General features: G+C 76.0%; 1 pseudogene. It reads right to left on the reverse strand.

The window, feature by feature from the left end:
• Window positions 1-50 precede the first annotated feature (50 nt).
• Window positions 51-21,506 (reverse strand): annotated as a pseudogene (locus PV419_RS27055) (amino acid adenylation domain-containing protein); the annotation flags it as partial.

The raw sequence follows: 21,506 nt of genomic DNA on the forward strand, positions 1-21,506 counted from the left end.
CACGGGCGGCGGCCCCGCCGGGGCGGGGGCGCCCGGGGACAGCGGCTCGCTCACCGGTAGGCGTCCCAGAACAGGCCCTCGGCCGCGGCCGGGGGTTCGGCGTTTCCCCTGATGACGACCCTCCGGTTCAGTACCGGCTCGGGCAGCGGCCGGCGGGAGGCGCGGTGGCCACCGGGCGCGGGCGCGAGCAGCAGGTGAGCGTTGGTGCCGCCGTCGGCGAAGCAGTTGAGGGCGGCGAGGTCCGCGGTGTCCGGCCACGGCCCGGGCTCCCTCGGGAAGTACAGCGCCGAGGCGGCCAGGTCGAAGTGGGCCGGCGGCTGGTGTCCGGAGCCGAAGGGCACCTGCTCCCGGTGGTGCAGCATCAGCACGACCTTGATGAACGCGGCGATGCCCTCCGCGACCAGGGGGTGGCCGATGTTGGGCTTGATCGAGCCAAGGGCCACCGGGCGCGGGGCGCCGGCCCCGTACACCGCCTCGACCGCCTTGAGTTCAAGCAGGTCGGTGATGGTCGAGCCGGAGCCGTTGGCCTCCACCCAGCCGACGTCCTGCGGGCGGTGGCCGGTGCGCGCGAGCGCGGTGGCCATCACCTCCTTCTGCGCCTCCAGGTTCGGCGTGGCCGGGCCGGCGGTGCGGCCGTCATTGTTGACGGCGATGCCCTTCAGGACGGCGAGCACCCGGTCGCCATCGGCCTGCGCCCTGGCCAGCGGTTTGAGGACGACGACGCCCAGCCCCTCGCCGAGGATCAGCCCGGCGGCCCGGGTGTCGAACAGGTGGAACGCGGTGCCCTGATTGAGCAGTCCGCGCTGCCCGAACACCTGGTACGGGCTGTCGTCCGCGAGCAGGCTGACCCCGGCGACGACGGCCGACTCGATGTCGCCCGCGCGCAGGGCCTGGACGGCCATGTCCATCGCCACCAGGGCGGACGAGCAGGCGGTGTCCACGACCAGGCTGGGTCCGCGGAAGTCGAAGAACTGTGAGACGTTGGCGGACAGGTAGTTCTGGCCGGTGACCACCACCGGGTTACGGGCCTGCTCCATCAGCGCCCGGTCCGGTATGTGGCCGGCCCGGCCGCCGACATACACACCGATCCTGCGGCCCTTGAGCTCGGCGGGCCGGTAGCCCGCGTGGTGGACGGCGTTGCCGACCTCTTCGAGCAGCAGCAGCGCCTGCGGGTCCATGGCCGCGACATCCTCCTCCGACAGCAGGAACGCCTCGGGGTCGAAGCGGAGCTCGTCGGGCAGCAGCCCGGCGTGGTAGCCCATCGCCCGGCCGAAGCGGTGGTCGGGGACGGGCCGCAGCGCCGAACGTCCCTGCCGCAGCAGCTCCCAGTACGCGTCCGCGTCCCCGGCCTCGGGGAACCGGCAGGACAGGCCGACGACGGCGATGTCCCCACCGGCGTACACCGGCTCCGCGGCGGGCGGCGCCGCTGCCGGGGCGGCCGACGGCGCGGTGACCGGGGCGGCCGACGCCGGCTCGCCGAAGGCGGCGAGGAGTTCCCTCGGGTGCTCCTGGGCGAGGTAGCCCGCGAATCCGTCGGCGGTCGGGTGCTCCAGCAGCGCGGACGGGTCGATCGACACGTCGAGTTCCTTGCCGAGGGTCTGGACGAGCTGGGTGACCAGGATCGAGTCGATGCCGTAGTCGTGCACCGGAACGTCGCCGCTGAGCCGGGCCCGGTCGAACCTCAGCTCCGCCGCGAGCCGGTCGAGCAGCCGCGAGGCCACGGCGGCCACCGCGCCCTGGAGGGCCTCGCCCGACGCCACCGCGGGCGCCGTGGAAACCGCAGCCGCCGCAGCCGCCGCGGGTGCCGGTGCAGCCCCGGCCACGGCGCCCGCGTCCAGGCGCCGTTCCGTCAGCCGCTCCGGCCGCCAGTCGGCATCCGGCCGGACCACCGCGGGCAGCACCACCCGTGCGCCGCTGGTGAGCGCGCGCTCCAGCAGGGCGAGCCCCTGCGCGTCCGACAGCGCGGCCAGCCCGGAGGACCGGTAGGCGGCGCCGCGCGCCTCGCCCATCCCGGTGTCCTTCCAGCTGGGCCACTGGATGCTGAGGAGCGGCAGCCCGTACGGGCGGGCTTCGGCGACCGCGTCCAGGTAGGCGTTGGCCATGGCGTAGTCGCTCTGGCCGACCGCCAGCGCGGGCGCGGCCGCGGCGACCGAGGAGTACAGCACGAACAGGCTCAGCGGTTCGTCACGGAAGCACTCCACGAGCGTGTCGAGGCCGAAGATTTTCGGGCCGACCACCCGCTCGATCCCGCTGTGCGGCTTGCGCACGAAGGCGGGGTTCTCGGCGTCGGTGAAGCCCGCGCCGTGCACCACGCCCCCGACGGGACCGAGCCTGAGCCTGACGTCGGCCAGCGCCTTGGCCGTGGCCTGCGGGTCGTCCAGCGGGACGGCGAGGACCTCGAGCTCCACGCCCCGCTCCACCAGCTCGGCCAGGGGTCGTAGCTTGCGTCCGAGCGGGCCGTCCGCGGCGATGTGCGCGGCCCATTCGGACCGCGGCACCAGCTCCTCGCGGCCGGTGAGGACCAGCTTGCGCACGCCATGCCGTTCGACGAAGTGGCGGGCCGTCAGGAGGCCTATGCCGCGCGTCCCGCCGGTCACCCACAGGACGTGGCCGTCGGGGAACCGCAGCTCGCGCCGCGGGCCGTCGGGCAGTTCGGCCAGCCGGGCCCGGTGCCGTAGTCCGTCGCGGTAGGCGACCTCGGGGTGGTCCCCGGCCGTGGCGAGCTCGTCGGCCACCCACCGCAGCAGCTGCTCGTCGGCGCAGCTGCCCAGGTCCACATGGCGGGAGCGCAGGTGGCGGTACTCGCTCTGCAGCATCCGGTAGAGCCCGGCCCGTGCCGCACCGCCGGGCACCAGCCCGGCACCCCGGGAGACCAGCAGGGCGGTCAGCTCGCGCGGGCCCCGGTCGACCAGGCGCTGCAGCCAGCGCAGCCAGGTGGTGAGCGTGGCGCGGTCGCCGGGCGCGCCCTGGTCGGCGCAGCCCGCGAGGTCGACCACCGCGTCGTAGCGGTCCCAGCGGGTGCCGTCGGCGGCGAGGTCGGCGGTGAGCCGCTCCGGGCCGAGCACGTCCGCGGCCGGCAGGGCGGCGGCCAGCCGGGCGGCCAGCCGCTCGGTGCCGGGTGCGGACAGCACCGCGGTCCGGCCGGGCAGGGGGGTACGCCCCGCGGGCTCGGCGGGCACCCACTGCCGGGTCAGCAGCACGCCACCGGCGGTGGGGGCGGCGTCCAGGGCGGCCAGTTCGGCGTCCGCGGCCGCGAGCCAGACCCGCTCGCCGCCGAAGGGGTAGCCGGGCAGCGGTACGCGGCCGGGCCGCGCCCCGCCGTGCAGGGCCGCCCAGTCCACCCGCCGGCCCGCGGTCCAGGCCTCCGCGTACGCCACGGGGTCGGCCGCCGGCGGACGGCCCGGCTGGGGCCTGCGCGGGTCGACCGTCCCCGTCCAGCTGTCGGCGGGGGTGCCGCCGGCGGCGAACTCCTCCAGCCGTACGGCCAGTTCGGGCAGGTCACGGAAGACCACGGCGAGCCGGTGGGCCATGGCCTCGCGCCCCGACTGCAGCGTCCAGGCGACCTCTTGGGGGGCCTGGTCGGCGCCCTCGGCCCGCAGATGGGCCGCGAGGCGGCGGGCCTGCGCGGTGAGCCGGTCGGCCTCGCGCGCGGAGAGCACGGCCAACTGGGGACCGGTCGTGGGGGTCGGCGACGCGGGGGCGCCGAGGTACTCCCGCAGGATGACGTGCGCGTTGGTGCCGCCCGCGCCGAACGAGCTCACGCCCGCGGTCCTGGGCAGCTCGGTGCCGTCCGCGAGGACGCGGCGCGGCCATGGTGCCCGCTCGCGCTGGACCTGGAACGGGGTCGCCGCGAAGTCGATGTTGGGGTTGAGGGTGTCCGCGTGCAGCGAGGGGGCCAGCTCGCCGTGCCGCATCTGCAGCAGCACCTTGGTGACGGCGGCGATCCCGGCCGCCGACTCGGCGTGCCCGATACCGGACTTCACCGACCCGATCGGCAGCCGCTCCGGCACGTCGCCGTCGAAAGCCCGCAGCAACCCGGTGACCTCTACCGGGTCGCCGAGCGCGGTGCCGGTGCCGTGTGCCTCTAGGTAGTCCAGGTCGGACGGGCTCATCCCGGCGCGGTCCAGCGCGGTGCGGATCAGGTCGCCCTGGACGCGGGGGTTGGGCACGTTGAAGCCCCGGCCGGTGCCGCCGTGGTTGACCGCGGACGCCTTGACCACCGCCAGGATCCGGTCGCCGTCGGCGAGCGCGGCGTCCAGCCGCTTGAGCAGCACCGCGCCGGAGCCCTCGGCGGGGACGTAGCCGGTCCCGCCGTCGCCGAAGCTGCGGCAGCGGCCGTCCTCGGAGAGGAAGCCGCGCCAGGCCAGTTGCAGGTACTTCGCCGGGTGGGTGGAGATGTTGACGCCCCCCGCGACCGCCACCTCGCAGTCGCCGTCGCGGATGGCCTGACACGCCTGGTGGATGGTGACCAGCGCGGAGGAGCACATGGTGTCCACGGCGACACTGGGCCCGGTGAAGTCGAAGAAGTACGACACCCGGTTGGCCACCGAGGCATACGAGGAGTGCGGGGGCAGGCCCTCGCCGCGCAGCGCCTCCTGGACGCCGTACAGCTGGTACTGGCCGTACATCATGCCCACGAACACGCCGGTGCGGGCGGCGCTCAGTTGGTCGCGGGTGTAGCCGGCGTCCTCCAGCAGGTGCCAGACGGTCTCCAGGAACACCCGCTCCTGCGGGTCGGTGTGCTCGGCCTCGATCTGCGACATGCGGAAGAACAGCGGGTCGAAGCGGTCCGCGCCGCGGATGAACCCGCCCCAGCGGCCGTACGTCCTGCCGACGGCGGACTTGTCCGGATCGTAGAACCGGTCGTGGTTCCACCGGTCGGCCGGTACCTCCTCGACGCAGTCCCGGCCGGCGCGCAGGTTGCGCCAGAACTCGTCCACGTCGTCGGCCTGCGGATAGCGGCCGGCGACGCCGATGACGGCGATGTCGTCGCCGCCCGCCGTGGCGGCGGCCGTGGCGGGCGCAGCGGGCGCGGAGAGGGGCTCCACGGCGTGCGCGGGGGCGTTCTCAGCGCCAGGCCGGGCCTCGGTTTCCTCGGGCGCGGCGAACGCGGCGGGGTGCGCGGTGGCCAGGTGGTCCGCCAGCTCACGGGCCGTCACGTACTCGAACAGCAGGGTCTTCGACAGTGGCCCGCACAACTCTTCCAGCCGCCGGGTCACGCTCATGGTGATCAGTGAGTCCACGCCGTAGTGCTCGAAGGGCTCGGTGGCGTCGATATCGGTCTCGGGCAGCTTCAGTGCCTCCGCCAGGATCCCGGTCAGCGCCCGCTCGGCCCGGTCCCGTACGCCGTCGCCGGACGGGCGCACGTCGGTGAACGGCTGCGCGGGGGCGGGGGCCGCCGCGGTGTGCGCGGACCTGCCGTCGAGCGCGGCGAGGATGCGGTCCGGGTCGCCGGGGGCGAGCAGCAGCCTCGGGGCGGTGCCGGCCAGCGCCCGCTCCAGCGCGGCCAGCGCCGGGGCGGTGCGCAGCGGGCGCAGGCCCAGGACGCGGTCCACGTACTCCTCGGCGGCGGCGTCGATCCGCATGGCGCCGTCGGCCCACACGGGCCAGCCGGCGGCCAGGGTGCGGCCGTGCCGCTCGCCCTGGCGGCGCAGCCATTCACGCCGCTCGGCGAAGTGGTCGAGGAAGGCGTTGGCGAAGGCGTAGTCGGTCTGACCGGCGTTGCCGAACGCCGCGGCCATGGAGGAGAACGTCACGAAGTAGTCCAGCGGTTCGTCCCGCGTGGCCTGGTCGAGCAGCACCGTTCCGTACACCTTGGCGGCCAGTACGGCGTCCGCGTCCGCCCGGTCCTTGCGCCGCAGGAGGCCGTCCCTGAGCACGCCGGCGGCGTGCAGGACGCCGCTGACCGAGCCGTGGGCCGCGCGGGCCTGGTCGATCAGCGCGCGCACCTGGGCGGGGTCGGCCACATCGGCCCGCACCACGTGTGCCCCGATGGCCTCGATGCGGGCGCGGACCTCGGGGGCGGGGGCGGTCCGGGAAGCGAGCACGATGCCGCCGCCGGGAAGCCCCGCCTCGCGCCGTACGGCGGTGATGTGCTCGGCGAGCAGCAGCCCCAGCGCCCCGGTGCCGCCGGTGACGACATGGGCTCCCGGGCCGGTGAACGCCGACCCCGCGGCGGCCGGCAGGCTCACCCGGCGCCAGGTGCGGCGGGCCCTGCCCGCCGCGTCGAGCCGCACCTCGGGTCCGCCTCCGGCGCCGAGTTCGCCGGCCACAGCGTCCGCGAGCGGACCGGACGCGACGGTCAGGACACCGATGTCGACCGCCGGGTGCTCAAGCCGCACCGAGCGGGCGAAGGCGGCCATGGCCGGGTGGGCGGGCGAGGCGGCCGGTTCTCGGTGCACGTACAGGTAGCGCAGCGCGCCGCGCCGCTCCCGCTGCCACGCCTGCAGGAACGCCATGGCGGTGTGGAAGCCGTGCTCGACGGCGCTGCCGGGGGCTGCGTCCTCGCCCGCCAGGTGCACCACGTGGACGGGCCCGGGCTGCCCGGTGCGGACGGCCGCCTCGGCGTCGAAGCCCGCGCCCAGCGCGATCCGCCGGACGGTCGCGCCCATGGCCGTGCACGCGGCGCTCACCGCCTGCCCTTCGGAGCCGGCGTCCAGCACCAGGACGGTGCCCGCCGGGGTGCGCGGGGGCCGCGGGGCGGGCTGCCAGACCGGTTCAAAGGCGGCCACCTCATCGGCCGTGTCCGTCCTTGAGGCGCCGGGCACCGCGCGGAGCGTGAAGGCGTCGACGGCGACGACCACCTCGCCGGAGGGGTCCAGCAGCGCCACGTCGAAGCAGAGCGTGCCGGCCGGGGCCGGGCGCGCCGACGGCGTGGCGTAGGCGTACATCCGCTCGGGCAGGTCGGCGTACCGCCGGACCGCGCCGAGCGAGAACGGCAGGTACGGCAGCGGCGTCGCCAGGTCCTCGGCGCCGGGCGCGAGCCGGGCCGCCGTCTGCAGGGCGGCGTCGAGCAGCGACGGGTGGAACACGTACGCGCCCGCGTCGGCGGTCCGTTCGGCGGGGAGCCGCAGCGCCGCCAGCGCCTCGCCCCGGCCCACCGCCAGCTCCTCGATGACCTGGAAGCCGGGGCCGTAGTCGAAGCCGACCCGGGAGAAGAGCCGGTAGCAGCCGACGCCGTCGTGGAGGGTGCCGCAGCGTCCGCGCACGCCCGCCACGTCGACCCGGGCGGGACGGTCCGCGGCCGCGCCGAAGACCAGGGTGCCGCGGGCGTGTGCCCGTGTGCCGCCCTCGGCGCTGTGCACCTCGAACGACGTGCCGGCGCGGTCGCCGTCGAGCCGCACCACCAAACGGTGTTCGCCCCCGGCGGGCACCCGGACGGGGGCGGCCCACACCAGGCCGTCGACGCCCCGCACCGGCTCGCCGGTGGCCAGTTCCCCGGCCAGCCGGGCCATCTCCAGGTACGCCACGCCGGGCAGCACCAGCTCCCCGCCGACGACGTGGTCGCGCAGGAAGAACTCCTCGCCGGTGAGCGTCTTGGCGAACGCCCGCTCGCCGCCGCGGGAGACGTCCGCGTCGAGCAGCGTCGGGTGCAACCGGGCCGCGGCCGGTGCCGGCACCACCGGCTCAGGCGCCGCGGCCGGTGTCGGCGCCGCTGGGGTCGCTCCCGGGGTGAACCAGTGCCGGGTGCGGGCGAAGGGGTAGGTGGGCAGGTGCAACCGGCGGCGGGCCGCGCCCCGGTGCAGGGCCGTCCAGTCGACCTCGGCGCCGGCCAGCCAGGCGTCGGCGACGGCGGCCGGGTCCTCGGCGGCCGGGTCCCCGGCCGTGGGGCCGGCCGGCGGGGCGGCCGGCCGCTCGGCCTTCCCCGTGCGCACCGCGGACGGCCGGCCGGCGAGGTGCGCGGTCAGCTCGGACCGCAGCGCGGCGGCGCCGTCCGCGACCACGGCCAGCCGGTGGGCCATCGGCTCCCGGCCCACCTGCAGGGTGTACGCGAGGTCGCCGGCCGGGACGTCCTGTTCGGCCAGGTGGTCGGCGAGCCGCTGGGCGGCGCCGCGCAGCGCCTCGGGCGTGCGGGCGGACAGCACGTACGCCTGCTCCGTTGGGTGCTCCTCGCGGGTGTCCGGCATCTGTGGTTCCTCCAGCACGATGTGTGCGTTGGCCCCTCCGAAGCCGAAGGAGCTGACCCCGGCGCGGCGCGGCAGCTCGCCTCCGCCCGCGTCGTGCGGCCGCGGCCAGGGTCGGGCGGTGGCGGCGACCTCGAACGGGCCGCCGTCAAGCTCCAGATAGGGGTTCTGCTCCCGGAAGTGCAGGCTGGCCGGGATGGTGCCGTGGCGCAGCGCGAGCACCGTCTTGAACAGCCCGGCGATGCCGGCGGCGGCCTCCAGGTGGCCGATGTTGGTCTTGACCGACCCGATGGCGCAGCCGGGCGCGGTGGCCGTGCCCCGCTCCGCGCGCAGCCGCCGGAAGGCGGTGGACAGCCCGGTGGTCTCGATCGGGTCACCCAGCGCGGTGCCGGTGCCGTGCGTCTCGATGTAGCCGACGGTCTCCGGCCGCACCCCGGCCGCCCGGTACGCCTCGACCAGCAGATCGGCCTGGGCGTCCGGGCTGGGAGCGGTCAGTGACGTGGTCCGGCCGCCGTGGCCCGCCGCGGCCGCCTTGATGACCGCGTGTACGGCGTCGCCGTCGCGCTCGGCCCGGTCCTCCGGTTTGAGCAGCACCACGCCGACGCCCTCGCCGCGGACATAGCCGTCGGCGCGGCTGTCGAACGCCTTGCAGCGGCCGTCGGGGCTGAGCATCTCGCCCTGGCTGAGCACCTCGTACACACCGGCGTTGAGGATGAGATTGACGCCGCCGGCGATCGCCAGATCGCAGGTGCCGTCGCGGAGCGCGGCGACGGCCTGGTGGACGGCGGTGAGCGAGCCGGAGCAGGCGGTGTCCACGGCCATGCTGGGGCCGCGCAGGTCCAGCAGGTAGGAGACCCGGTTGGGAACGACCGACAGCGCCGCGCCGGTGGCCGTGTGGCCCTGCGGGGCGCAGCCGGCGGCCCGCTGGGCCTGGAGGTAGTCGTTGTTGGCGACCCCGATGAACACCCCGACGCGCCGTCCCGCCAGGTCGGACGGGCGGTAGCCGGCATCCTCGACGGCGGACCACACCACTTCGAGCAGCAGTCGCTGCTGGGGGTCCATCAGCTCCGCCTCGCGCGGGGAGATCCCGAAGAAGGCGGCGTCGAAGCGGTCCACATCGGGCACGAAGCCGCCCCAGCGGGGGTGGGATCGGGGCTGGTCGCGCCAGTCCCAGCGGTCCGCGGGGATCTCCTGGACCAGGTCGTCCCCGGCGGCCAGGTGGTCCCAGAACTCCTTGAGGTCATACGAGCCGGGCAGCCGCCCGGCCATGCCGATGACCGCGACACCGCCGCCGGCCGGCTGCTCGGCCGGTGTCCGCGCCGGGCGCGGTACGGGCGCGGGGGCCGGGGTGGCGCCGAACCGGGCGGCCAGCGCGGCCGGGTGCTCCTGCCACAGGTGCTCGGCGAGCGCGCGCAGGGTGCCCCGGCGGTAGAACAGCGTGGGGTAGACCTCGATGCCGTACGCGGTGCGCAGCTCGGTGCTGAGCGCGGTGAAGCTCACCGAGTTCATGCCCACCTCGCCCAGCGGGGTGTGCCCGCCGATGTCCCCGGGCGCCAGCCCGGCCAGCCGGCCCACCATCCCGGCCAGCTCGGCCATCAGCGCCTCGACGCGGCCCGCGGGCTCCGCGGGGCCCTGCGGCCGTGCGGGCTTGGGCGGTTCCGCGGTGCCCGGGGCGCCGTGCCGGACGCGCAGGTCGGCCAGCGGCAGCGTGGCCAGCGCGGTCCGGTCGACCTTCTCGTTCAGCGTGCGCGGGAAGCCGGTGACGGGGACCAGCACGTCAGGGACCATGTGGGCCGGCAGCCAGGCCGCCAGTTGCTCCCGGGTCGGCTCGGGGGCGCCGTCGGCGGGCACGTAGCAGGCCAGCAGCGAACGGTCCCCGCCGCCCCGGCCGCGCGCCACCACCACGGCCTCGCGGACGCCGTCCAGCCGCCGCAGGGTCGCCTCGATCTCCTCCAGCTCCACGCGGTGACCGCGCACCTTGACCTGGGAGTCGATGCGGCCCAGGTACTCCAGGCGCCCGTCGGGCAGCCTGCGCACCAGGTCGCCCGTGCGGTACATCCGGGCGTCGGGCCCGGCCGCGAACGGGTCGGGCAGGAAGCGCTCGGCGGTCAGCTCGGGGCGGCCCAGATAGCCGTCGGCCACGCCGTGGCCGCCGATGTACAGCTCGCCGGGCACTCCGGTCGGAACCGGTCTGCGGGCGCTGTCGAGCACGTACAGCGCGGTGTTGGCGATCGGGGTGCCGATGGTGACCGGCTCACCGGCGCGCAGTCGGCTCGCCGCCGACCAGATGGTGGTCTCGGTGGGCCCGTACAGGTTCCACACGGCACGGTTGCCCGCGAGCAGCGCCCGAGCGGTGTCGGACGGCAGCGCCTCGCCGCCGCACAGCACGGTCAGGCCCGGGTCCCCCCGCCAGCCGGCGGCGAGCAGCATGCTCCACGTCGCCGGGGTGGCCTGGATCACCGTGGCCGTGCCGCGCTCGACGGCCTCGCGCAGCCGCAGGCCGTCCTGGGCGACCTCGGTCGGCGCGATCTCCACGGTGCCGCCGGTGAGCAGCGGCAGGTAGAGCTCCAGGGCGGAGATGTCGAAGCAGACGGTGGTCAGGGCCAGCAGGGTGTCCCGCGGCCCGAACCCGGGCTCGCGCGCCATCGACCACAGGAAGTTGACCAGGGCGCGGTGCGGGACGCCGACGCCCTTGGGCCGCCCGGTCGAGCCGGAGGTGTAGAGGACGTACGCGGTGTCCGAAGGACCTGCCGGACCCGGCGAGGGCGCCGCGGGCGGCTGCCCGTCGCCGTCGACGAGCAGCCGGGGCACGGTGGCGCCGCAGGCGGCCTCGACGGCCGAGTGGGTGAGCAGCAGGTGCAGCCCGGCGTCCTCGGCCATGTAGGCCAGCCGCTCCTGTGGGTACGCCGGGTCGAGCGGAACGTACGCCCCGCCGGCGGCCTGCACGGCGAGCAGCGCCACCGGCAGCCCTTCGTCGCGGGGCAGCAGCACGCCGACGGTACGGCCCCGGCCGACCCCGGCCGCGCGCAGCCGGGCCGCGAGGGTGTCCACCCGCCCATCCAGCTGACGGTAGGTCAGCTCGGTGTCCTGGTAGCGAACCGCTACCGCCTCCGGCCGGGCCTCGGCCTGGCGCCGCACCAGCTCCCACACGAGGGTGTCGGCCGGGTACTCCGCGGGAGCGGGCGGGGCCAGCGTCTCCCGCTCGCTCTCGGTCAGCAGCTCCAGCGCCCCGACCGCGGCGGCGGGGGCGTCCACGGCGGAGGCGAGCAGGGTGACGAAGTGGTCCCCCAGGCGCTCGACCGTGGCGGCGTCGAACAGGTCGGGGTTGTACTTGAGCGTGTACCGGCAGCCCTCGGGGTGGTCGATGAGGTCGAGGGTGAGGTCGAACTCGCCCTCCTGGTGCACGCCGTCGACCCGGCCCCGGACCAGGCCGTCGGCGCGCAGGTCGCGCGCCCAGTTGTGGAAGTAGAAGGCGACGTCGAACAGCGGGCCCCGGGCGCCGGGGGCCTGCCGCTTGAGCTCCTCGGCGAGAGTGATCAGCGGGTAGGCGCTGTGCTCCAGCGCGCCCAGGACCGTCCGGTGGACGCGGCGGACCAGGCCGCGGAAGGGCTCGCCGTCCTCGACCCGCTCGGCCAGGACGACCATGTTCATGAAATAGCCGAGCACGTCGTCGTAGTCGCCGGCCGGGCGGCTCGCGGTGGGCGTGCCGACGGCGATCTCGGCCTGGTCGCTGTAGCGGCGCAGCAGCGCGAAGAAGCCCGCCAGCATGACGCTGGACAGCGAGGTCCGCTCCGCGGTGGCCAGCGCGCGCGCCCGGTCGGTCACCGCCGCCGGGACGCGCCCTTCGACGCTGGCGCCGCGGAAGCCGGACACCGGCGGGCGCGGCCGGTCCAGCGGCAGGGGTACCGAGGTCTGCCGGTCGCGCAGCCGGTCCAGCCAGTACCCGCGCAGCCGCTCGCCCTCGGGCCCGGCGAGCAGATCGCGCTGCCAGGCCGTGAAGTCACCGAAGGTGCGGGCGGGCCGGTCGTCCGGCAGCGGACGGCCCTCGCGGAGCGCGCGGTAGCCGCGGTCCACCTGCTCCAGCAGCAGCGGGATGGACACCCCGTCGAGCACCAGGTGGTGCACGGTCAGCAGCAGCGCCTGCCGGCCGTCGCCGAGGGTGTACAGCGTGGCGCGCAGCAGCGGGCCGCCGGCCAGGTCGAACGGCTGCCGCGTGTCGGTGCGGATCTGCTCGCGCAGGTCCGCGTCGCTGACGGTGGTGAGGAAGACCTGCTGGAACGGCAGTTCCGGTGCGGCGGCGATCCGGATGTACGGCTCGTCCTGGTCCGTGCGGACGGTGGCGCGCAGCTCCTCGTGCCGGTCGAGCAGGTCTTGCAGGACGACGCGCAGGGCGAGCACGTCGACGTCGGGGTCGAGCCAGAAGGCGAGCGGCAGGTTGTACGCGGAGTTCCCGGGGGCGATCTGCTCGATCACCCACAGGGCGCGCTGCCCCTCGGACACCGGGTGGCGCGTCAGGTCGGCGTCGGTGCGGGGCCGCAGGACGCGCCCCGCCACGGCCGCCGCCGGGGACGGTGCGGGGACGGCGGGCGCGGGCACCGCGGGGGGCGGCTCGGCGGAGGGCGGCTCGACGGGGGGAGCCGCGGGGGACGCGGTGTCCGCCGTCACGTCGGCGAGCCAGCCGGAGGTCAGGTGGTCGGTCAGCTCCCGCAGCGTCGGGCGCTCGAAGAACTCGTCCAACGGCACCGCCACCCCGAACGCCTCGTCCACCGCCGAGACGATCTTCAACCCGCTGAGCGAGTCGAAGCCGTAGTCCGCCAGTGGACGGTCGGGCTCGATCCGCTCGTCCAGCTTCAACACCCGCTCCAGCAGCTCGCGGAGGCGCTCGCCGACCGACGCGACGGGCTCCGGCGCCACGGCGGCCGCGGGCACCTCGCGGTCGGGCACCGCCACGGGCACCGCTACCGGCACCGCGCCGCCGCTGCGCGCGACCAGCACCCGCTGGCCCAGGTCTGCGGACTCGGCTCCGAGGATTTCGAGGTCCGTGTAGCCCTCCTCGCCCAGCAGCCGGGCCCAGCTGTCCGGGGCGGCCAGCGGCGAGCCGTGGATACGCAGTTCGCTGTCCTGGAACGCCCACCAGCCCTCCATCACACCGCCGCCGACGGACAGATACGGCCGGATGGTGGTCAGCTCGTTGAGCACTATCCAGCCGCCCGGCCGGAGCAGGGCCTTGATCTTGCGCAGCGTGGCCCGCAGGTCGCGGGTGGCGTGCACCACGTTGGTGGCCACCACCACGTCGACCGAGCCGAGGGCGAATTCCTGCTCGGCCGGCCCGCGCTCCAGGTTGAGCAGCTGGAACCGGATGTACGGGTAGTGCGCGGCGAACCGCTCGCGGCCGTAGTCCAGGAAGCGCGGCGAGATGTCGGTGAAGGTGTAGCGGACGCGGTCGGCGTGGCCGGCCAGCGCCGGCAGCACCCGCTCGCTGGTGGCGCCGGTGCCCGCGCCGAGCTCGACCACCTCGAACGTCTCGTGGCCGGCGAGCTTGGGCAGCCGGGCGTCGAAGAGGCCGCGCACGGCTTCGGCGACCAGCACGTTGAAGTGATCGGTGAGCGGGTTGCCCTTGTACAGATCCTGCACCAGGTCCATCGAGGAGTCGGGGAACATGACCTCGGTGCCGATCAGTTCGCCGCGCAGCAGCCGCGGATAGGCCCGCAGGAAGGCCCGGTTGAGGGTGACCGTGGGCGCGATGTCCGGGCATGCGCCGGCCACCCGGTCGAATTCGGCCTCCCAACGCTCCTCGGCCCCGTCCGGGCCGGCCGTGTCCAGCGCGGCCGTGGTGGTGATCTGATCGCCGTCGCGGGTGAGGTAGCCGGCGTCCGCCAGGAGGCCCAGCAGCGCCTCGTTCAGCCGCTGGAACTTGTCCCGGATACCGAGGCGGCCGCGCAGCTCCTCACTGCGGTGCCGCTCGCCGGCCCGATGGAAGACGCCCATACGCTGGTAGACGGCGAGCACCCCGGAGACCGAGGCCGCGTCCAGCGCCTCGTACCCGGCGAGCACCTCGGTGACGGCGGAGCCGACGCCCGCCCCGGCCCCCGGGCCCGCCGATGCCTCGGCCACGCCGCGGTCCGCCCCGACCCCGGCGGCGGGCGCGGGCCCGGCGGGCGGCCGCGGGATCCAGCAGCGCGTGCGGGCGAACGGGTAACCGGGCAGCTCGATCCGGCGGGCGGCACCGGAGGTGACGCGCGACCAGTCGACCTCGGCCCCGGCCGCCCAGTGCCCGCCCACCGTCGTCAGATCGCGCCGGGTCAGGGCCTGCTCCAGGGCGGCGGCCTCGTCCTCGGTGAGCCACACCCGGGTACGGGCGACCTCACCGGTGCGGACCCGGCCCTCGGCCGCACGGCCGGCCGCGTACGCCTCCAGCAGCCCGGCGGCCTCGGCCGCCGAACCGGCGGTCAGGGCCAGCCGGAACGCGTACTCGGTACGGCCCGACTGCAGGGTGTGGGCGACGTCCACCAGCCGCGGGGCGGTGCCCTCGCCGACCGCGCCGGTGCGCGGCATGAGGTCCGCGACGGCCTCGGCCACCTCTGCGAGGGTGTCCGCGGCCATGGCCGCGGGGGGCAGCTCGGTGCCCAGTTCGGCGGCCAACAGCGCGTAGTAGTGCGCGCGTTCGGCCATTCCGAGCCCGCAGTCGACCAGGTCGGTGGCCAGGTCCAGGGACTTCGGGTCGACGCCGGCCACCTCGGCGGCCAGCCGCAGGCACAGCGGTCCGGCGTCCGCCGGCACGCCCGGGACGCCCGGGGCGGCGCCGCGGCGCAGGAAGGCGGCGAGGTCGGCCGCGGAGGCCCGCAGCCGCTCCTCGGTCTTGGCGGAGAGCACCAGCAGCTGCTCGCGGGGGTCGTCCGCCGGCTCGGGCGCGGCCACGGGTACGTACTCCTCCAGGACGACGCACGCGTTGGCGCCGCCCGCGCCGAAGGAGCTGACGACGGCCCGCAGCGGCAGCTCCCCGGCGTCACCGCCTTCACCGTCGGAGCGCTTAGGCCCGGTCCACGGCTGGAGGGTCTGCTGCACCGCGAACCGTGTGGCGGAGAAGTCGATCTCCGGGTTCGGGCGGGCCGAGTGCAGCGACGGCGCCAGCATCCGGTGCCGGAACTGGAGCAGCACCTTGGTCAGGCCCGCGATACCGGCGGCCGCCTCCAGGTGGCCGATGTTGGTCTTCACCGAGCCGACCGCGACCGCAGGCCGCCCGGTGCGGCCCGCCGGGTCGACCGGCCCGCCGAACGCCTCGACCAGCCCGGCGATCTCGATCGGGTCGCCCAGGTGGGTGCCGGTGCCATGGGCCTCCACGTAGCCGACGGTGTCCGGGCCGACGCCGGCGCGGTCCAGCGCCCCGCGGATCACCCCGGCCTGGGCGGCCGCCCGCGGCACGGTGTAACCGCCCGCGTCGCCGCCGGAGTTGATGGCCGAGCCGCGGATCACCCCGAGCACCCGGTCCCCGTCGGCGACCGCCGCCGCCAGCGGCTTGATCAGCACCGCGCCCACGCCCTCGCCGTCCACGAAGCCGTCCGCGTCCGCGCCGAACGCCTTGAGCCGGTCGTCGTGCGCGAGCATCCCGTTCCGCGCCAGGCTGCGCAGGTGCTGCGGGTGCAGGATGAGGTTGACGCCACCGGCGAGCGCTGCGGCGCACTCGCCCGACCTGATGCTCTGGCACGCCAGGTGGAGGGCGGTCAGCGAGGCCGAGCAGGCGGTGTCCACGGCGAGGCTGGGGCCGGTGAAGTCGAAGAAGTGCGACACCCGGTTGGCGACCGACCAGGGGTGGGAGTGGGCGTGGGTGGGCACGCCGAGCGCGTTCGCCTCACCGCCCATCCACGCGTAGTCGTTGCTCATCACGCCGACGAACACGCCGACCGGCCCCTGGGCGGCGAGTCGGGCCGCCGGGTAGCCGGCGTCCTCCAGGGTGTTCGCCGCGGTCTGCAGGAACAGCCGCTCCTGGGGGTCCATCGCCTCGGCGTCGGCGGGCGAGATGTGGAAGAACAGCGGGTCGAACGCGTCGACGTCGTCCACGAAACCGGCCCACTTGCTGTAGGCGCCGCGCGCGCCGGACGGGTCGTAATGGTGGTCCGCGTCCCACCGGTCGGCGGGCACCTCGCGGATGCAGTGCCGGCCCCGGGCCAGGTTTTCCCACAGCTCGCCGACCGTTGCGGCCAGCGGGTAGCGGCCCGCGACGCCGACGATCGCGATGCGGTCGTCGGCCCCCTCAGGCGTCCCGGCCGCCTTTGCCGCGTCGTCGGCGGGGGCTACGGGCAGCGGCTGGTCGCCGAGCAGCCTGCCGGTGAGGTGGCCGGCCAGCGCCCGCGGCGTACGGTGCTCGAACACCAGCGTGGCGGACAGCCGCAGCCGGGTGCGGGCGCTCAGCCGGTTGCGCAGCTCCAGCGCGGCCAGCGAGGTGAAGCCCATGCGCTGGAAGTCGGCATCGGGGTCGATGTCGTCGGCCGCGCCGTGGCCGAGGGCGGCGGCGACCTCCCGCAGCACCAGGTCACCGACGAAGCGCTCCCGCTCGTCCGCGGCCATCTCCCGCAGCCCGGCCCCCTCGCCCGCGGCGGGCGCGGCGCTCACGAGGGCGCCGGGTACGGGCGTGGCGGGCCGTCGGCGCCGGGCCGGGGTCAGGGCGCGGAACAGCGGCGGCACGGTGCCGTCCGCGGCGTCCGGCACGGCGGGGCTCAGCCGGGCCGGGAGCAGGTGTGCCCGGTCCGCCGCGAGCGCGGCGTCGAACAGCGCCAGGCCCTCCTCGGTGGCCAGCGGGCGCAGCCCGGCGCCGGTCAGCCGCGCCAGGTCGGCCTCGTCCAGCCGGCCGGTCAGCGCGCTGCGCTCGGCCCACAGGCCCCAGCCCAGCGCCACGGCGGGCAGGCCGAGGGCGCGGCGGTGGTGGGCCAGCGCGTCGAGGACGGCGTTGGCCGCGGCGTAGTTGCCCTGCCCGGCAGTGCCGAGGGTGGCGGCCACCGAGGAGAACAGGACGAAGGCCGACAGGTCGAGGTCCGCGGTCAGCTCGTGCAGGTGCCAGGCGCCGTCGGCCTTGGCCGCGAGCACCGAGCGCAGCCGCTCCGGTGTGAGCGAGCCGATGACGCCGTCGTCCAGCGTCCCGGCGGCGTGCACGACGGCGCGCAGCGGGCGGTCGGCCGGGAGGGCGGCCAGCAGCTCGGCGAGCGCGGCCCGGTCGGCGACGTCGCAGGCCGCCGAGGTGGCGGTGGCGCCCAGCGCGGTCAGCTTCTCGGCGAGTTCGGGCGCGCCCTGACGGCTGACCAGGAGCAGGTCACGTACCTCATGCCGGGTCACCAGGTGCCGGGCCACCAGGCCGCCGAGGGTGCCCGACGCCCCGGTGATCAGCACCGTGCCGTCGGCGGGGAACGCCGAAGCCGCGGGCGTCGCCGGTGGCGTCGCGCGCACCAGCCTGGGCACGCGCAGGTCGCCGCCGCGCACCAGGACCTGGGGCTCGCCGGTGGCCAGCACGGACGGCAGCAGCGCGGACAGGCCGGCGGGGTCGTTTTTGTCGTCTGTGTCGTCTGTGGGTCGGGGGTCGTCGGTGTCGACGAGCACGATCCGGCCCGGGTGCTCGGTCTGCGCCGAGCGCACCAGGCCCCACACGGCCGCGGCGGCGGGGTCCACCTCGGCGCCGTCGTCGGCCGCCACAGCATGGCGTGTGGCCACGACCAGGCGCGCGCCGTGTGTGTCGGTCTCGGCGAGCCGGCGCTGCAGGTCCGCGAGCACCGCGGAGGCCACCGCCTGGACCCGGTCGGGCAGGTCGCCGTCGGCGTGCGGGCAGCGCAGTAAGGTCACGTCCGCGGCGCCGGACGCCGCGGCGGCCGGCCGCGCGGGGACCCAGCTCAGCTCGTACAGGGCGTCCGGGGCCTGCTGGGCGGCGTCCAGCGGACGCAGGGTCAGGGAGTCGGCCGCCAGCACGCCGCGGCCGGTGCCGTCGGCGATCCGCACGGCCACCGCGCCGTCCCCCAGCGGGGTGATCCGCGCCCGCAGGCCGGCGGGCTCGCCGGCCGCGGCCGGGTGGAGCCACCGCACCCCGCTGAAGGAGAACGGCATCGCGGGCCCGGAGCCCGTGGCGAGGGCGGCGTGCAGGGCGGCGTCGAGCAGCGCGGGGCGGACCGGTTCGGCCAGGGCCACCTCGGCGAACAGCTCGCCGCCGTGCCGCCACAGCGCGCGCAGGCCTCGGAAGCCGGGTCCGTATTCCAGGCCGCGCGCGGCCAGGTCCGCGTACCAGGAGGCGAGGTCGACCTTCTCGGCGTCGGGCGGCGGCCACACGGTCATGTCGCCCGCGTCCGGGGCGGTCTGTTCGCCGGTCGTGGCGAGCGCGCCGGTGGCGTGCAGCCGCCAGTCGCCCTCCGGGCCGCGGGCGTGCAGCCGCAGGGGCCGGGGGCCGGTGTCGTCGGCGGGCCCCACCAGCAGCTGGATCTCGACCACGTCCCGGTCGGGCACCACCACGGGCGCCAGCAGGATGAGTTCGTCCACCACGTCCCCGGCCTGCAGCGCCATCTCCAGCAGGGCGGTGCCCGGCACCACGACCCGGCCGCGCACCCGGTGACCGGCCAGCCACGGGTGGGTGCCCAGGGACAGCCGTCCGGTCAGCAGGGTCTGCTCGCCGTCCGCCAGCTCGACGGCGGGGTCCAGCAGCGGCCTGGGCGCCTGGAGCCAGTAGGGCCTGCGCTGGAAGGCGTAGGTGGGCAGGTCCACGGTGCGGGCGCCGGTGCCGTCGAAGGCCCGCGACCAGTCCACCGCGACGCCGTGGGCATGCAGTTGTCCCATGGACAGCAAAAGTCGCCGGTTCGCGTCCTCCTCGCGGCGCAGGGTGTCCGCCACCACCACGCCGCCGTCCACGGTGTCCTGGACCGCCATGGTCAGCAGCGGGTGCGGGCTGACCTCCACGAACACCCCGAACCCGGCCTCGGCCAGGGCCTTTACGGTCTCGGCGAACCGCACCGGCTGCCGCAGGTTGCGGTACCAGTACGCGGTGTCCAGCTCCGTCCCGTCGAGCGGGCCCGCCGTCACCGTGGAGTAGAACGGCACCTGGGCCGGGCGCGGCCGAAGGCCGGCGAGCAGCTCCGCCAGCTCGGCCTCCAGGGCCTCCACGTGCGCGGAGTGCGCGGCGAAGTCCACACCGCGGACGTTCTTCCAGCGCGCCACCCCGGCTTGCGCCAGCACGCCGCCGAGGTCGCGCAGCGCGTCGGGGTCGCCGGAGACCACCACGGTGTTGGGGCCGTTGACCGCGGCCACCGAGATCCGGTCGCCGAACGGTTCGATCGCCTCCCGTACACAGTCCTCGGAGGCGACGATCGACAGCATGCCACCGGTGCCCGCCAGTGCCCGCAGGGTGCGGCTGCGCAGCGCGGACACCCGGGCGCCGTCCTCCAGGGACAGGGCGCCGGCCACGCACGCGGCGGCGATCTCGCCCTGGGAGTGGCCCACCACGGCGGACGGCACCAGACCCGCGGCACGCCACACCTCGGCCAGGGAGACCATCACGGCCCACAGGGCGGGCTGCACCACGTCCACCCGTGCCAGCGCCGCCTCGTCCTCCAGGACCTCGTGCAGCGACCAGTCGACCAGGCCGTCCAGCAGCCGCGCGCACTCGTCCAGCCGCGCGGCGAACACCGGGGAGGAGGCGCGCAGGGCGCGCGCCATGCCGGCCCACTGCGACCCCCCTCCGGGAAACACCCACACCACGCCGGATTCGGGGACGACCCGGCCCTCGACCACCCGCGGCGAGGGGGCGCCGGCCGCCAGCGCGGCCAGGCCCTCCAGCAGTTCGGCGTGGTCCTCGGCGACGACCACACCGCGGTGGTCCAGCGCCGTACGGGTCGTCACCGTGGAGAACCCGACATCCGCCGGGCGCACGTCCTCGCCGGACGCCACGCGCTCCCGCAGCCGCTCCGCCTGGACCCGCAGGGCCGCCTCGGTGACGCCCGAGACCACCACCGGCACCGGGGCCCCGACGGCGGGCGCGGGCTCCTCGGCCTCGGCCTCGGCGGCGGGCGGCTGCTCCAGGATCACGTGCGCGTTGGTGCCGCTGGCGCCGAAGGCCGACACCCCGGCCCGGCGCGGCCGGTCGGCCTCGGGCCACGGCCGCTGCTCGGCCAGCAGCTCGACCGCGCCCGAGGACCAGTCCACGTGGCGGGAGGGCACGCCGGCGTGGAGGGTGCGCGGCAGCACGCCGTTGCGCATCGCCATCACCATCTTGATGACGCCGCCGACCCCCGCGGCCGCCTGGGCGTGGCCGATGTTCGACTTCAGCGAGCCGAGCCACAGCGGCTCGGCGCGGTCGCGCCCGTACGTGGCCAGCAGCGCCTGCGCCTCGATCGGGTCGCCGAGGACGGTGCCGGTGCCGTGCGCCTCGACGGCGTCCACGTCGGCCGGGGACAGCCCGGCGGCGGCGAGCGCCTCCCGGATGACCCGCTCCTGCGACGGCCCGTTGGGCGCCGTGAGCCCGCTGGACGCGCCGTCCTGGTTGACCGCCGAGCCGCGCACCACGGCCAGCACGCGGTGCCCGCCTGCCCGCGCGTCGGCCAGCCGCTCCAGGACGAGGACGCCCACGCCCTCGGCCCAGCCGGTGCCGTCGGCGGCGTCGGAGAACGCCTTGCACCGGCCGTCGGGCGAGATGGCGCGCTGGCGGGAGTACTCGATGAACGTGGTCGGCGTGGACATCACCGCCACGCCGCCGGCGAGCGCCAGCGAGCACTCGCCCGAGCGCAGCGACTGCGCCGCCAGGTGCAGCGCCACCAGCGACGAGGAACACGCGGTGTCCACGGACACGGCGGGGCCCTCCAGCCCCAAGGTGTACGCGACGCGGCCCGACGCCACGCTCGGCAGGCTGCCGGTGAACAGGTGGCCCTCGAACCCGCCGGTGTCCCGCGCGAGACGTGACCCGTAATCGCTGTACATCACCCCGGCGAAGACCCCGGTGCGGCTGCCACGCAGCGACGACGGGGCGATGCCGGCGCGCTCCAGCGCCTCCCAGGACGACTGGAGCAGCAGCCGCTGCTGCGGGTCGGTCGCCAGCGCCTCCTTCGGCGACATGCCGAAGAACGCGGCGTCGAACTCGGCCGCGTCGTGCAGGAACCCGCCGTGCCGGGTCAGGCTGGTGCCGGTCCGGTCCGGGTCGGGGTCGTACAGCGCGTCGAGGTCCCAGCCGCGGCCGGCCGGGAATTCCGATACGGCGTCCACGCCGTCGGCGACCAGCCGGTACAGCTCCTCGGGCGAGGTCACGCCGCCGGGGAACCGGCAGGCCATGCCCACGATCGCGACCGGCTCTCGGTCCGTCGACTCCAGCTCCGCCAATTGCCGCCGGGTGTGGCGCAGTTCGCTGGTGACCCGCTTCAGATAGGC

The organism is Streptomyces sp. ME19-01-6 (assembly GCF_033793745.1).
Taxonomy (GTDB): domain Bacteria; phylum Actinomycetota; class Actinomycetes; order Streptomycetales; family Streptomycetaceae; genus Streptomyces.